Origin of the sequence: Granulicella pectinivorans (genome assembly GCF_900114625.1) — a bacterium.
Lineage (GTDB): Bacteria > Acidobacteriota > Terriglobia > Terriglobales > Acidobacteriaceae > Edaphobacter > Edaphobacter pectinivorans.
In genome coordinates, this window is record NZ_FOZL01000001.1 from 2,466,057 (window position 1) to 2,480,412 (window position 14,356).

The 14,356-nt window shown below is 59.7% G+C and carries 13 protein-coding genes; 12 read left to right on the plus strand and 1 reads right to left on the minus strand.

Annotated features, from left to right (window positions below):
• The 10 genes from lptB to priA all read left to right on the plus strand — a co-directional run bounded on the left by lptB (position 1) and on the right by priA (position 12,276).
• The gene (gene lptB / locus BM400_RS09890; protein ID WP_089838917.1) at positions 1-729 is read left to right on the plus strand and encodes an LPS export ABC transporter ATP-binding protein; all 729 of its coding nucleotides are present in this window, start codon (positions 1-3) and stop codon (positions 727-729) included.
• Positions 730-1,005: 276 nt separating this feature from the next.
• Entirely contained in the window at positions 1,006-2,583 is a 1,578-nt protein-coding gene (locus BM400_RS09895; protein WP_245781793.1) for an RNA polymerase factor sigma-54, read from the plus strand.
• A gap of 136 nt (positions 2,584-2,719) precedes the next feature.
• A complete protein-coding gene (gene hpf / locus BM400_RS09900; protein WP_245781794.1) occupies positions 2,720-3,079 on the plus strand; it encodes a ribosome hibernation-promoting factor, HPF/YfiA family in 360 nt (119 codons plus the stop codon).
• A gap of 123 nt (positions 3,080-3,202) precedes the next feature.
• Positions 3,203-4,108: an RNase adapter RapZ gene (rapZ, locus tag BM400_RS09905; protein ID WP_089838923.1), complete on the plus strand. Its 906-nt coding sequence runs from the start codon at positions 3,203-3,205 to the stop codon at positions 4,106-4,108.
• Positions 4,109-4,361: 253 nt separating this feature from the next.
• Complete coding sequence (locus BM400_RS09910) at positions 4,362-6,218, plus strand: ABC transporter ATP-binding protein (RefSeq protein ID WP_245781795.1); 1,857 nt, start codon at positions 4,362-4,364, stop codon at positions 6,216-6,218.
• Positions 6,215-7,090, plus strand: coding sequence for a YicC/YloC family endoribonuclease (locus BM400_RS09915; protein ID WP_245781796.1), 876 nt, complete (start codon positions 6,215-6,217; stop codon positions 7,088-7,090). Before BM400_RS09910 ends, BM400_RS09915 begins: the two co-directional genes overlap by 4 nt.
• An 87-nt stretch (positions 7,091-7,177) precedes the next feature.
• Positions 7,178-7,846 (plus strand): guanylate kinase, encoded by a 669-nt coding sequence (gene gmk, locus BM400_RS09920; RefSeq protein WP_089838924.1) that lies wholly within the window; start codon positions 7,178-7,180, stop codon positions 7,844-7,846.
• 70 nt (positions 7,847-7,916) lie between these two features.
• Positions 7,917-8,129, plus strand: coding sequence for a DNA-directed RNA polymerase subunit omega (gene rpoZ, locus BM400_RS09925; RefSeq protein ID WP_089838926.1), 213 nt, complete (start codon positions 7,917-7,919; stop codon positions 8,127-8,129).
• Positions 8,130-8,135: 6 nt separating this feature from the next.
• Positions 8,136-9,083 carry a uracil-DNA glycosylase gene (locus tag BM400_RS09930; protein WP_089838928.1) on the plus strand — a complete coding sequence of 316 codons (948 nt, stop codon included), beginning with the start codon at positions 8,136-8,138 and terminating at the stop codon, positions 9,081-9,083.
• Positions 9,084-9,714: 631 nt separating this feature from the next.
• Positions 9,715-12,276 (plus strand): replication restart helicase PriA, encoded by a 2,562-nt coding sequence (gene priA, locus BM400_RS09935; RefSeq protein ID WP_089838930.1) that lies wholly within the window; start codon positions 9,715-9,717, stop codon positions 12,274-12,276.
• Between the two features lie 258 nt (positions 12,277-12,534).
• Here the strand turns inward: priA and BM400_RS09940 are convergent, their stop codons facing one another.
• Entirely contained in the window at positions 12,535-12,876 is a 342-nt protein-coding gene (locus BM400_RS09940) for an HU family DNA-binding protein (RefSeq protein ID WP_483866651.1), read from the minus strand.
• 109 nt (positions 12,877-12,985) lie between these two features.
• Here BM400_RS09940 and dcd point away from each other — a divergent pair, with 109 nt between their 5' ends.
• Positions 12,986-13,540: a dCTP deaminase gene (gene dcd / locus BM400_RS09945; protein WP_089838932.1), complete on the plus strand. Its 555-nt coding sequence runs from the start codon at positions 12,986-12,988 to the stop codon at positions 13,538-13,540.
• Between the two features lie 173 nt (positions 13,541-13,713).
• Positions 13,714-14,343, plus strand: a complete 630-nt coding sequence (locus BM400_RS09950; protein WP_245781797.1) for a response regulator transcription factor — start codon at positions 13,714-13,716, stop codon at positions 14,341-14,343.
• Positions 14,344-14,356: the final 13 nt, after the last annotated feature.

Here is a 14,356-nt window from a genome sequence, read left to right on the forward strand (position 1 = left end):
ATGCGGCGGCTGGAGACGGAGGAGATTGGGAAGTCGTACGCCGGGCGGCAGGTGGTGCGCGGTGTGTCGGTGTCGATCGAGCAGGGCGAGGTGGTGGGTCTGCTGGGGCCGAATGGGGCGGGAAAGACGACGAGTTTTTATATGATCGTCGGGCTGGTGAGGCCGGATGCGGGCCGGGTGCTGATCGATGGCGACGATATTACGCGGATGCCGATGTACCAGAGGGCTCGGAAGAAGGGCATCAGTTACCTGCCGCAGGAGCCTTCGATCTTTCGGAAGCTGACGGTGGAGGAGAATATTCTGGCGGTGCTGGAGGCGCAGCACCTGAGCTGGGAGAGCAGGCGCACCAGGACGGCAAAGCTGATTGAGCAGTTGAACCTGGGGCATGTGCGTACGACGCAGGGGTATGCGTTGAGCGGAGGCGAGCGGCGCAGGGTGGAGATTGCGCGGTGCCTGGCGATTCAGCCGGCATTTATTTTGCTGGATGAGCCATTTTCGGGGATCGATCCGATTGCGGTGCTGGATCTGCAGCAGATTATCTTTGCGTTGAAGGCGAGCGGAATTGGGGTCCTGATTACGGACCACAACGTGCGCGAGACGCTTTCGGTGACGGACCGGGCTTACATCATCAATGAGGGGAAGATCTTTCGTTCGGGAACTCCGGGGGAACTGGGCCGGGATCCAGAGGTCAAGCGGGTGTACCTGGGCGAGAAGTTCTCGATGGATTGAGGTGGGCTCCGATAGGCGCTTTGCCTGGGCGATCGTTTGTTTGCTTCCACCGCGAGCCATCCGTTGGTGAGCGGTCAGCGTTGAGCTCCTGGTGTTGCCTTTCTTTTTAGTTCCGATTTGGGACTTTCTTGATGCGCTCAAGGTTCTTTCCCATGGCGTCAGAGATGCCATTCTGCGTGTAGACTTTGGTGCAAGAAGGCGATTTTTGGGTTTGGCCCGTGAATTGCTTTCGGGTGAGGTTGGTCGAGATTGTTGCAACCTAAGCTGAATCTTCGAGTGGCGCAACGGCAGGTGCTGACGCCAGGGCTGGTGCAGATGGTCAGCGTGCTGGCGCTGAACAAGCTTGAGCTCAAGGAGATGTTGAACGCGGAGATGATCGAGAATCCGGTTCTTGAGGAACTGGAGGAGATTTCGCTCTCTCTGGATGAACGGTCGGGAATGGAAGGCGACCGGGAGCGTTCGGCGGAGGATGTGGTGGCGGAGAGTGAGCGGGCTCCGGAGGAGAAAGATCCGTTCGATGAGGTCGACTTCGGGAGCTACTTTCAGGAGTATCTGGACCCTGGTTATAAGACGGCTTCGAACTTCGAGGAGTCGGACAAGCCTTCGTTTGAGCATTTTTTGTCGCAGCCGAGTACGCTGAGCGACCATCTGGAGTGGCAGTTGGGGGCGCTGACGCTGACGCGCGGGGTAAAGGCGGCGGCTGAGCTGGTGGTGGGGAATCTGAATGAGAACGGGTATCTGACGGCTTCGGATGAGGAGATGGCAGAGGCTCTGGATGGCGATCCGGAGCAGGCGCTGCGGGACGTGGTGACGGCGCGGGGGATTGTGAATTACCTGGACCCGGTGGGGGTGGGGGCTCGGGATCTGCGAGAGTGCCTGCTGATCCAGGTGTCAGCGCAGAGGCGCGAGGCGGAGATGGTGCTGCGGCGACATGTCCAACTTTACGAGAATGAGACGGCCGCGAAGATGGAGCACTCGGATCCTTCGCTTGAGCTTGAGGAGTATGGGGAGGTTTTGGCTCCGCAGAGAAGGGCGGTGGAGGATCGGACGGATGTGTTTGCCACGGCGGAAGCCATTGTCCGGAACTTTCTGGTGCTGCTGCAGAAGAAGGACATGCGGGAGCTGACGAAAAGCTGCGGGCGTACGGCGGAGGAGGTGCAGGCGGCGGTGGACTTTATCCGTACGCTGGACCCGAGGCCTGGGCAGAGGTACAACCAGGCGGAGACGCGGCTCATTGAGCCGGATGTGGCGTTTGTGAAGCGGGACGGGGTGTATGTCGTGCTGATGAACGAGGAGGACCTGCCGACGCTCAGGCTGAACCATGGCTATCGCAAGATGCTGAAGGAGAAGCAGACGGAGAAAGAGGTCAAGGAGTACGTCAAGGAACGGTATAAGTCTGCGATCCAACTGCTTCGGAACATTGAGCAGAGGAAGAACACGATTGTGCGGACGTGCGAGGCGATTGTGGAGAGGCAGGCGGAGTTTCTGGAGCTCGGCGAGCAGGGACTGAAGCCGATGATGATCAAAGAGGTGGCGGAGGAGATCGGGGTCCATCCTTCAACGGTGAGCCGGGCGGTGGCAAATAAGTATGTTCACACGACGCAAGGGGTGTATGAACTGCGGTTTTTCTTCTCTGAGGGGGTGGGCGGACCGGAGGGCGGGGATCTGCCGCTGGTGCTTTTGAAGAAAAAGGTGAAGGCGATGATCGAGGCGGAGGACCCGCGTAAGCCGCTGACGGATGACCAGCTTGCGGCGGATCTGGTGAAGGAAGGGATTAAGGTCACGCGGCGGACGGTGGCAAAGTATCGGGAGGACATGGCGATTCCGTCGACGCACCAAAGGCGGGTGCGGTGAGGCAGGGAACAGGGATCAGGGAAGAGGGATGAGGTCCCGTTTTGTTAATTTTGTGAATGGACCGTGAGTTTTTGCACCGGTTGGGGGTGGACACGGGGGGCAGGTCAGGCGTCTTATGTTGGTGTGAGGTGAATGAATGAACGGAATGAACATCGAGTACACCGGACGTCATACAACGATCACTAACAAACAGAAGGCCCAGGCAGAGGCTGGGCTGGAGCAGATAGGAAACATGATGGATCGTGCGTTCTGTAGCGCGCACGTGATTCTGAGCGAAGACAAGTACAGGAAGATCGCTGAAATTGCGGTGCTCTGTTCCGGGCAGACGCTGGTGGCTACGTGTCAATCGACCGATATGGAAACGGCGATTCATGGGGCGCTAACGAAGCTGGAGCAGCAGTGGGTGAGGCATAACCAGAAGCTGACTGCTCGGATGAGGCATCCTGCGGAGTCGATCAAGACGGCGCTGGTGGAACCGCTGGATCTTTCAGCGTAGCGCGCAGAGGTAGAAGAGCAGCGGCGGGTATTCCGGGCTTCGGAGATGGACTTCGAAGAGTGAGCCGGAAGCCCGCCGCTTCGTTTTGGGCTTTATGCCGTCGGCGAGTGCTAGGATTCCTGCATGGCCACGAAGCGTGCGGCGAAGAAGAAGGCAGGAACCAAGTCTCCTGATAACGCTGGAGAGTTGGTGATCCTGACGGGAATGTCAGGAGCGGGCAAGGCGTCGGCGCTGAAGGCGTTCGAAGACCTTGGGTACTATGCGGTCGACAATCTGCCGCTGGAGCTGATTCCGCAGTTCGCGGAGCTGGTGCGAAGCTCGAGTGAGATTGAACGGGCAGCGCTGGTGATCGATGTGCGCGAGGGGATTCGGCTGGACCGGTTTCCGGCGATTCTGAAAAAAGTACAGAAGGTGTTGGCGACGAAGGTGCTGTTTTTGGAGGCACACGACGAGGCGCTGGTGCGCCGGTACTCGGAGACGCGGCGACCGCATCCGATGGGGCGTGGCGAAATGGTGCTTAAGTCGATTGGGGCCGAGCGGAAGAGGCTGGACCCGATCCGGAATGTCGCGGACATCGTGTTGGATACGACGAAGTTCAATGTGCATGAGTTGCGGGCGCATATCAATGCGCAGTTCGACCACGCGGCGCATGAGCAGCATCTGACGATCGCGGCGATGAGCTTCGGGTTCAAGGCGGGTGTGCCCACGGACGCGGATCTGGTGTTCGATGTGAGATTTTTGCCGAATCCGCACTTTATTCCGGAGTTTCGGCCGCTGACAGGGAAGGACCCAAAGGTGGCGAAGTATGTTCGGGGGTTTCCGCAGACGGAGGAGTTTCTGAAGAAGACGACGGATCTGCTGCTGTTTCTTTTGCCGCATTACATCAAGGAAGGGAAGAGCTATCTGACGGTGGCGTTTGGATGCACTGGCGGGCAGCACCGTTCGGTGATGATCGCGGAGGAGATGCGGAAGAGGCTCAGCCAGGCGGGGTACCGAGTTACGGCGGCGCACCGGGATATGCCCGTTTAGGGCTGTGGCTTACTAAAGACAAAGATGACTGGATCAAAGACGGATAACTACAGACAACAGCAAGGACAACGGCGCATACTCCAAATTTTGAACTTTGGAGATGTTGCACGGTTCTGTCGAGTAAGGTTCCGCAATGACCGTAAACTGGGCATCGCGTCCGCAGAACCGGTCGTTTTGTCCTCGTTATCCTAGCCCGCCTCGCTTTTGGGCCCAGTAGAATGATGGTTATGAGTATGCAGGGAGGTGCGTTGTCATGGGGGTGAAGCGCATCCTGCGTTTGCTGAAGTACATGCGGCCTTATGTGGTGTATTCGCTGGCCTCGGTTGTTTTGATGGCGACCGTGGGGGCGATGGCGGCGTTCCGCCTCTTGCTGGTCAAACCCATCTTCGACAAGGTGTTGAAGCCGGACATTCCGAACGACGAAGTGCTGGTGTTCGAGGTGCCGCATATGCACAGGACGCTGGATCTGCATTTCCTTGTGCCTTCGCACTTCCACAATGCGTGGACGATCATGGCCTATGCGCTGGTGATGTCTGCGGTGGTGAAGTCGGTGTGCGACTATGCGGGCACGTACCTGGTGAACTATGCCGGGTTCGGCATGATTACGGATTTGCGGAACGACTTGTATAACGCGATTCTGCGGCGGTCGATGAGCTTCTTTCAGAAGCATTCGACGGGGCAACTGCTTTCGACGCTGATCAATGACATCGAGAAGGTTCAGGTCGCGATGTCGGCGGTTCTGGGCGAGTTCCTGCAGCAGTTCTTTACGTTGGTGTTTTTGATCGGCGTGGCGATCTTCTATGGCGGCCGTCTGAGCTGGGTGCTTCTGCTGTTTGTACCGGTGATCATCTCGTCGGCACGGCGCATTGGACGGCGGGTGCGGCAGACAACGCGGCGTGGGCAGGACAAGCTCGCGGATATTCAGAACATCCTGCACGAGACGATCACAGGTAACAGTATCGTGAAGGCGTTTGGGATGGAGCTTTGGGAGATGGACCGATTTCGCGGGGCGGCTCGGAAGCTGTTCCGGGCCAACCTGAAATCGGTGAGTGTGCAGGCGATCAGCTCGCCGCTGATGGATGCGCTGGGGTCGGTGGCGATTGCGCTTCTGCTGTACCTGGGCCGGACGGAGATTTTGCGCGGCGAGATGTCGATCGGATCGTTCATGTCGTTCATCATCGCCGTGTTTACGCTGTATGATCCGGTTCGTAAATTCGCCCAGTTCTACAATAGCTTTCAGCAGGCGCTGGGAGCGAGCGAAGACATCTTCCGGTTTATGGATGCGCAGGACGATGTGCGGGAGAAGAAACGGGCCGCGGTGCTGAAGGAGTTCCAGGACCGCTTCGAGTTCGACAACGTCGAGTTTGGCTATGAGGTCGACGGCGAGATCAGGCCAGTGCTGCGGGGCATCACCCTGAAGGTGGAGCGGGGTGAGGTGATTGCGCTGGTGGGGCCGAGCGGCGCGGGGAAGAGCTCGCTGGTGAACCTGATTCCGCGGTTCTTCGATGTGACGTCGGGGGCGATCCGGATCGATGGGTATGATGTGCGCAATTTGACGCTGGAGAGTTTGCGCAAACAGATTGGGAAAGTCACGCAGGAGACGGTGCTGTTCAACGATACGGTGCGGAACAACATTGCGTATGGCCAGCCGGATGTGCCGATGGAGAGGGTGATCGAGGCAGCAAAGATGGCGTTGGCGCACGACTTCATTCTGCGGATGCCGGAGGGATATGACACGGTGGTCGGCGAGAAGGGCGCGCGGTTGAGCGGGGGCGAGCGTCAGAGGCTGGCGATTGCGCGGGCGATTTTAAAGAATGCTCCGATCTTGATTCTGGATGAGGCTACGAGCGCGCTGGACACAGAGAGCGAGGCGTATGTGCAGGCGGCGCTCGCGAACCTGATGCAGGGACGTACTGTGTTTGTGATTGCGCACCGGCTTTCGACGGTGCGGAGAGCGACGCGGATCGTGGTGATTGAGGCGGGTCAGATTACGGAGATCGGGTCGCACGAGGAGCTGATGACGCACTCGGGGACGTATCGCCGGCTGCACGATCTGCAATTCAAGGATGGGGACAAGGAACCGGTGACGGTGGTGGAGGGCGTGGCGTGAGCGTGTACTCGATGACGGGCTTTGCGACGATGGCGGGTGAAGGGTTTACGCTGACCGCAAAGAGCGTGAATCATCGCTTTCTAGACCTGCAGGTAAGGGTGCCGAGCGGTTGTGAGGAGATCGAAGCGGTGCTGCGGGGGATTGTGCGGAGCCGGGTGAAGCGCGGGCATGTGGAGGTAACGCTGGACGTGGAGAGGAGTGCGTCTTCTGTCGTGACCGTCCGGCGGAACGATGCGTTGCTGGCGGCTTTGATTGAGGCGCATCGCGAGGCGGAAGAGGTGCATGGGCTGCTGGGCGATCCGGATTTGAATGTGTTGCTGCGGGTGCCTGGAGTGGTGGTGCTGGAGAACGGGCCTAAGGTCGTGGAGCTTGGTCCGCATCTGGTGCATGAGGCGGCTGACGAGTTGATGACGCGGTTTAATGTGTCGCGTGGTCTTGAGGGCGATGCGCTGGCCGGGGAGTTGTCGGCCTCGATGGAGCGGCTGCTGGAGCTGACCGAGGAGATGGCCGGGCTGCGGGTGGGTGTGCGCGAGGCGCAGATGGAACGGTTTCGCGAGAGGCTGGCGGGGTTTGAGATCCCGGAAGAGCGCGTGATGGCCGAGGCTGCGATTGTGGCGGAGAAGAGCGATGTGGAGGAGGAGATCGTGCGCCTGCGGACGCATGCGAAGAGCTTCCACGCGATTCTCGTGGAAGGCGGCGAGGTGGGAAAGAGGCTTGATTTTCTGCTGCAGGAGATGAACCGCGAGTCGAATACGATGGTTTCGAAGGTGAACGGGGCTCTGGGTGAGCGGGGGATTCGGCTGACGGATGTGGGGCTGGCGATGAAGGCGGAGATTGAGCGGGTCAAGGAACAGGTTCAGAATCTGGAGTAAAGAAAAACACGCAAAGGCAGAAGCAGATTCCCTTCGGGAATAGCAACCAAAAGGGCACCAGCAGAAGAGAGTGATGGCGGGAGTTTTATGGCAGGGATTTTGTTTATTATTTCGGCGCCTTCGGGCTCGGGGAAGTCGACGATTGTGAGCCAGTTGCAGACGCTGGTGGGGGGACTCGACTTCTCGATCTCTTATACGACCAGGTCGCCGCGGGGTTCTGAAAAGAATGGCCGGGAGTATCACTTCACGACGCGTGAGGCCTTCGAGCGGATGATTGCGGATGGCGACTTTCTGGAGTGGGCTGAGGTGTTTGGCAACTACTATGGCACGGCGCTTTCGGCGCTGGAGCATGCGGAGCGTAAGGGCAAGGATCTACTGCTGGATATTGATGTGAAGGGCGCGATGCAGGTGATGGAAAAGGCCCCGGAGGCCGTGTCGATCTTTATTATGCCGCCGAGTCCACAAGTGCTGGAGATGAGGCTTCGCAACCGGAGCGAGGCGGAGAATATGACGGTCGAGGATGTGATCGAACGGCGGTTGCGTGAGGCTCGTGAGGAGTTGAACTACGTGCCCAAGTACCGGTATGCGATTGTGAATGACGTGCTGGATGTTGCGGTGACGGAGATGAAGTCGATTGTGCAGACGGAGCGAGGCGATGAGGGTGCTTCGGTGTCGACGGCGGAGACGTGCCGGACGGGTTCTCCTTCGGTGAAATTGCAGACGGCACTGGGAACTTTTCGGCTCTCCCGAGGTTAACGGTTTGTGAAATAGGCGGGGCTGCGGTAGATTCGTAGCACACGCCACACAATCTGAGGGGGACGCCACTATGTCGATCGACGAGGGTTTGTTCAACAAGTACAGTTTGGTGAAGGGTGCGGCACGCCGGGCGCGCCAGTTGCAGTCGGGGGCTCCGCAGGTGGGAGTCTCAAAATCCATGAAGGCTTGCCGGGTTGCGCAGGATGAGATCAAGCAGGGTCATGTCACGTTCGTGATCCCCGCGCGCAAGATCGTTGAGCCTCTGCTTGAGAACGGAATCTAAAGAACCATGGCAGTAGAGGCAGTGTTGGGCGCGGAGCAGCTTCGGGCGTATGTGGAGTATCTGCGCGACCTGGGCGTGTATGAGTTCTACCATCGCGAGGGGGAGTGGAGCGCCGCTGGTGCTGCGCTGGCTGATTCGCTGGCGGCCGCATCTCCTGCGGTTCCTCTGGTGCCTGCGGTCAAGGCTCCTGTGCCGCGTGCGGTTGCGGCTCCGGTGGTGGCGGCTCCGAGTTATGTCGCACCGGTCGCGGTGAAGGCTGCTGTGCCGGTAGTCCCTGTTCCGGTGGCTCCTGCTAAGGTGTATGCGGAGCCTGCGATGGCAAAGTTGCTTAGCTTCGATGAGCTTGTTCCGGTGCCGACGGAGCAGGTTGCGCCCGCGGATCGCGCGGCGGCGCTGAAGGTGATTCAGGATGAGATCGGGGATTGCACGCGGTGTCCGCTGGCCTATGGCGGGCGACACAAGATCGTGTTCGCGGATGGTGCGCCTACGGCTCGGCTGATGTTTCTTGGCGAGGGACCGGGTGCGGATGAAGACGCCTCGGGGGTGCCGTTTGTGGGCAAGGCGGGGCAGTTGCTGAACAATATGATTGCTGCGATGGGGCTGAAGCGCGAAGAAGTCTATATCGCGAATATCGTGAAGTGCCGGCCTCCAGGGAACCGCACGCCGGAGCCAGTGGAGGCGGGGACGTGTTCGCAGTTTTTGATCCGGCAGATCGATGTGGTGAAGCCGGAGGTGATCGTGGCTCTTGGGGCTACGGCGGCGACGTATTTGTTGGGCAAGAGGCAGTCGCTGGGCTCGATGCGTGGGGAGTGGTTCAAGGCGAGGGGCGCGAAGGTGGCGGTGACGTACCATCCGGCGTTTCTGCTCAGGGATCCCCGGCAGAAGGGCGAAGCGTGGAAGGATCTGCAGCGGGTGATGGGGGAGCTGGGGCTGAAGGGGCCTAGCCGGGGATAGGAGAATTCATGGAATCTGTGGTCGACGCGAAGGGGCGGGTGACACTTCCAAGGAAATTCGGAAGCATCTCGGTCTGTATGCGAGTGACGAGATCACCTGGACTCTGGAGCCCAACGGAGGAGTGGTGATCGCTCCTAAGGCTCTGGAAGCTTGTCCAAGGACAGCCCCCCGAAAATCCTGATCATCGGTGGCTCTGAGAGTGCCGCGATGGATGACTGCCGGGTGGCTTTGTCGAACAGGACAAGTTGCGCGCTTCCGCTTTCAGGACTGGTGTATCGCGTACGGGCTCGAAAACCATCGTGATCTCGGTGTAAAAGATCGCGCGGTTTGTGAGCGACATTTTAGAGGCGAAATCCTGCTCCTTGGCGCGCTGCACTTATGAAGTGAAGCTTCGTCCATGGAATGGAGATCGCAGAGGCAAGCACGGCAAGGGATGGGAAGCAGCAGAATTGTCAGCCAAGCTGGCACCTTGCTATCACGGCGCCTCGACTTGTCGCGACGGAATAATTTCATCAGTGTTCCTGAGCTAAGGGAAGAAAGCCAAGAACGAAAAGTCGCGCATGCGGCATAGCTTCTCATACGTTCGACGAGGTGGAAGCGACGATGAGGGGCAAGTAGATAAACTGGTCAGATGGCCCTGTACTGCGATGTCGCTCTGCCTGTTCCGCTGGATCGCCTGTTCACGTATGCGTGCGGGCTGGTGCAGCCGGTGGTGGGGGCGCGGGTGATCGTGCCCTTCAGCGGACAGAGGCTGATGGGCGTCGTGGCGCGGGTACATGACGATGCTCCGGCGGAGGGGATCGAGGTGAAGCCGGTACAGGCGGTGCTCGATGAGGCGGCGCTGGTTCCGGATGAGTTGATGAAGCTGGCGGGTTGGATTGCACAGTATTACGTTGCGCCGCTGGGTGAGGTACTGCGGGGCATGCTTCCGCTGAACGCGGAGGTGAAGCGGCAATTTGTTTACCGGATCGGCGAGGCGGGACGGCGCGTGTTGTACGACGGTGCGGCGAAGGGGGCTTCGCGGCGGTCGAAGCTGACGCCCGAGGAGCAGAACCGGGAGTATGCGGTTTTGAATTACCTGGAGGATGGCGAGGCGGCTAAGGCGAGTGCGCTTCGGTCGGCTACCCAGGCGAACAAGGGTTTGCTGGATGGGATGGTGAAGAAAAAGTGGCTCATCCGGGAGGCCGCGGCGGAGGAGAGGGATGCGCGGCGGCTGGAGCGAGTGGCGGTGCTGCAAGGCAGGGAGCAGGGAACAGGGAACAGGGATCAGGAGGGTGGGCAGGTCGCGGATCCCTTATCCCTGATCCCTGCCTTGCGGCTGCCAAAGCTGAATGAGAATCAGTTGGCCGTGATGGCGGAGCTGGCGGCGGTGGGCGGGCGGATGCAGGTGAGGGATCTGCGGGATGCGCTGAAACGGTTGGGGGTGCCGGAGTCTTCGCTTGGGACGCTGGTGAAGCGGGGTTTAGTGGGGATTGAAGAGGTCGCGCAGGCGTTCGATATGGGCGGGGTGCACGCGGCGGGCAAGAAGTTTGCGCATGAGCATGCGCTGAACGAGACGCAGATGGAGGCGCTGGGGACGATTGCGGTGGCGCTGGAACGGAATAAATTTGCGCCGCATCTGCTGTATGGGGTGACAGGGTCGGGGAAGACGGCGGTGTATCTGGCGGCGATGCAGCGGGCGCTGGCGGCTGGGAAGAGCTCGCTGATGCTGGTGCCGGAGATTGGGCTTACTCCTGCCATGACGGGACAGATGGTGGCGGCTTTTGGTGGCGAGGTCGCGCTGCTGCACTCGGGGCTTACGCCGGATGAGCGGGCGGAGCAGTGGCACCGGATTCGGCGGGGCGAGGCGAAGATCGTGGTGGGGACGCGGTCGGCGGTGTTCGCTCCGGTGGTGGGACTGGGGCTGGTGATCGTCGATGAGGAGCATGACTCGAGCTACAAGCAGGAGGAGACGCCCCGTTACCATGGGCGCGATGTGGCGGTGATGCGGGCGAAGTTCAACGATGCCGTGGTGGTGCTGGGGTCGGCTACGCCTTCGCTGGAGAGCTGGGCGAATGCGGAGCGGGGTCGGTATGCGCGGGTGGAGATGCTGAATCGGGTGGCAGACCGGCCGCTGCCTGCGGTGGAGCTGGTGGACATGCGGGCGGAGTTTCAGGCGGTGGGGAAGGAAGAGGTGTTTTCGCGGAAGCTGCTGGAGGAGACGCAGGCTACGCTGGACCGCGGGGAGCAGGCGATTATTCTGCTGAACCGGCGCGGTTACTCGTTTGTGGTGATGTGCCGGAGCTGTGGGGAGAAGATCGAGTGTGAGAACTGCGCGATCTCGATGACGTACCACAAGCCGGTGGAGGGCTCGGACGGCCGAGCACAGACAGGGCAGAGGCTGGAGTGTCACTACTGCGGGTTTCGGCGGAGTGTGCCGAAGGTGTGTCCGAAGTGTGAGAGTGAGCATTTGTACTACATGGGGGCCGGGTCGCAGCAGGGGGAGGAGAGGTTGCAGGAGCTGTTTCCGGGGGCTCGGATCGGGAGGATGGATCGGGATACGGTGCGGGGGCGCAGCGACATGGAACGGCTGCTGACGAGGCTGCACGCGGGGGAGATCAACCTGCTGGTGGGGACGCAGATGATCGCCAAGGGGCATGACATCCATGGGGTGACGCTGGTTGGGGTCGTCGGTGCGGACTTTGCCTTGGGTCTACCGGACTTTCGTGCGGCAGAGAGGGTGTTTCAGTTGCTGACGCAGGTTTCGGGCAGGGCGGGCCGGGGGGATCTGCCGGGGAAGGTGGTGGTGCAGACATATCATCCGGACCACTATGCGATTCAGTTTGCGGCCAAGCACGACTATCCGTCGTTTGTGGCGAAGGAGATGAACTACCGGCGGTGGATGCACTATCCGCCGTATGCGGTGCTGGCGAATGTGGTGATCCAGAGCGACAAGCTGGAGGAGGCGACGGGGTGGTCGACGGCGCTGGGGCGTTGGTTTGAGAAGACGACGCTGAAGAACGTACGGGTGCTGGGGCCGGCGGCGGCTCCGATTGTGCGGCTGAAGAGGATCTACCGGTACCACTTTGTGCTGAAGGCGGAGAAGAGGCAGGTGCTGGGGGAGACGCTACGGGCGATGCTCCAGTTCGCGGAAGAGAAGGGGATTCCGCGGAAGGGGCTGGTGGTGGATGTGGATGCGGTGCATTTGATGTGAGTGGAACCAGGCTGGATCTCGTCCCCGCACGCAAAGCAAGGCGTAGCCAGGACAAAAGGATCAAAGGCGGATAAGGACAAGCACACGCTCATCCTTATCCGCCTTTGTTACGCTTTCTTCCGATGTCGTTGGTTCTGTGCTGCATTGAAAGGCCATCTGCCCGCACGCAACGGCTTGAAACGCCAGGAGTGGATGCAGACATCAGGCAGTCCAGACCTGCACATATCGCAGGTCTGAACGCCAAGCGTGTCTTGGAACTTAGTCGAGGAGGTGGAGATCCTTGCCGGGCTTGAAGCGTACGGCCTTACCGGGGATGATGCTGACTTCCGCGCCGGTGCGGGGGTTGCGGCCGATGCCAGTTTTGCGGGGCTTTACGGTGAAGACTCCGAAGCCGCGGAGCTCGATGCGGTCACCGGCGACCATGCTCTTCTTCATGCAATCGAAGATCGCGTCCACGGCGGATTCTGCCTTGGTGCGAGGAAGACCAGTGCGCTCTACGACTCGGAGGACGAGATCCTGTTTAATCACGCGATCGACCTTCTTTTTCATGGCCCTGGAGTGATGCGGCCTGGGATTTGAGGGATATGAAGCCTTCCTCAACTTTGATGGTAGGAACTCCCGATTCGATTGTCAATGCGAGGCCGTGACATACTATCGAGGCGTGGCCTGCGGGTGTGGCCGCAGACGACTTGGAGGAAAAGGCAAAGAGATGGCAATCAAGAGCGACCGCTGGATTCGGGAACAAGCCCTGGAGCATGGAATGATCGCACCGTTCAGCGAGAAGCAGGTCCGTGAGGGAGTCATCTCTTACGGTTTGTCCTCCTACGGGTACGACCTGCGGGTTTCCGACGAATTCAAGATTTTTACGAATGTGAACAGCGCGATCATCGATCCCAAAGCGTTTGACGAGAGATCGTTTGTGACGGTTACGGCGGATACGATCATTGTTCCGCCCAACTCGTTTGCGCTGGCGCGGTCGATCGAATACTTCAAGATTCCGCGGGATGTGCTGACGATCTGCGTGGGGAAATCGACCTATGCGCGGTGCGGCATCATTGTGAATGTGACGCCATTCGAGCCCGAGTGGGAGGGGTTCGTGACACTGGAGATCTCGAACACCACACCGCTGCCGGCGCGGATCTATGCGAATGAGGGGCTTTGCCAGATTCTCTTCTTCCAATCCGATGAGGTTTGCGAGGTGAGTTACGCGGACCGCAAGGGCAAGTATCAAAATCAGCAGGGAATCGTTCTTCCGAAGCTCTAGATCGCTCTCAAAGAGCGGGAAGCAAACGTGACGGGCCATGTCGAACATGCAGGACCAGGGTCTGATCCGAAATGCCAGAAGATGAAACACTGACGCCGGGGAACACCGGCGCTCCGAAAGAGGATGTTGCTGGGGAGGCTGCGCACCAAGCGGCAGTATCCTTGCGTGTGGGCATGGTTGCGACCGATCCCCTGCGGATCGCGGGGATGCAGTCGATTCTGGAAAGCGGTCCCACGGGGGTGGGGCCGTTCGCAGAGATCGTTCCGTTGTCGATTCCGGGCATTCTGAACGATGGCGGTCTGCGGATCGTGATGGTGGACGCGAGCTGCACCGAGCACCTGTTTGAGTTGCTGGAGACCTTTCGGCGGGTTCGACCGCTGATCCGGTTGATCGTGATCGGTGATTCGATGGAGCAGGAGTATATCCAGCGGGTGATCGGAGCTGGTGCGAAGGGGTACCTGACGCATACCGCGCGGGAGGGTGAGATCCGAATGGCGCTCGATATCGTGAACGACGGTTCGGTCTGGGCTCCCCGGAAGGTACTGGCGCGTCTGCTGGATTCCACGAGCGACAACGGGATTCGGGGTTCGGACCAGGTGAAGTTTACGGCGCGAGAGGTGGAAGTGCTGCGGTACCTGGTTACCGGTCTTGGAAATCGCGAGATTGGCGAGGCACTGGGTATCGACGAAAAAACGGTGAAGGCTCACATTAGTCGTCTGATGCGGAAGGTAAGAGTAACAAACAGAATAGGTTTAACGCTGCACGCGCTCGATTACGACCTCGGCGAAGCTGTTGTCGAATGAGTAAACATTTTGG

Excerpts from the sequence above, each read along its gene's own strand:
- lptB (WP_089838917.1), top strand. The coding sequence starts at position 1 with ATGCGGCGGCTGGAGACGGAGGAGATTGGGAAGTCGTACGCCGGGCGG.
- hpf (WP_245781794.1), top strand. The coding sequence starts at position 2,720 with ATGAACGGAATGAACATCGAGTACACCGGACGTCATACAACGATCACT.
- rapZ (WP_089838923.1), top strand. The coding sequence starts at position 3,203 with ATGGCCACGAAGCGTGCGGCGAAGAAGAAGGCAGGAACCAAGTCTCCT.
- BM400_RS09910 (WP_245781795.1), top strand. The coding sequence starts at position 4,362 with ATGGGGGTGAAGCGCATCCTGCGTTTGCTGAAGTACATGCGGCCTTAT.
- gmk (WP_089838924.1), top strand. The coding sequence starts at position 7,178 with ATGGCAGGGATTTTGTTTATTATTTCGGCGCCTTCGGGCTCGGGGAAG.
- rpoZ (WP_089838926.1), top strand. The coding sequence starts at position 7,917 with ATGTCGATCGACGAGGGTTTGTTCAACAAGTACAGTTTGGTGAAGGGT.
- BM400_RS09930 (WP_089838928.1), top strand. The coding sequence starts at position 8,136 with ATGGCAGTAGAGGCAGTGTTGGGCGCGGAGCAGCTTCGGGCGTATGTG.
- priA (WP_089838930.1), top strand. The coding sequence starts at position 9,715 with ATGGCCCTGTACTGCGATGTCGCTCTGCCTGTTCCGCTGGATCGCCTG.
- dcd (WP_089838932.1), top strand. The coding sequence starts at position 12,986 with ATGGCAATCAAGAGCGACCGCTGGATTCGGGAACAAGCCCTGGAGCAT.
- BM400_RS09950 (WP_245781797.1), top strand. The coding sequence starts at position 13,714 with ATGGTTGCGACCGATCCCCTGCGGATCGCGGGGATGCAGTCGATTCTG.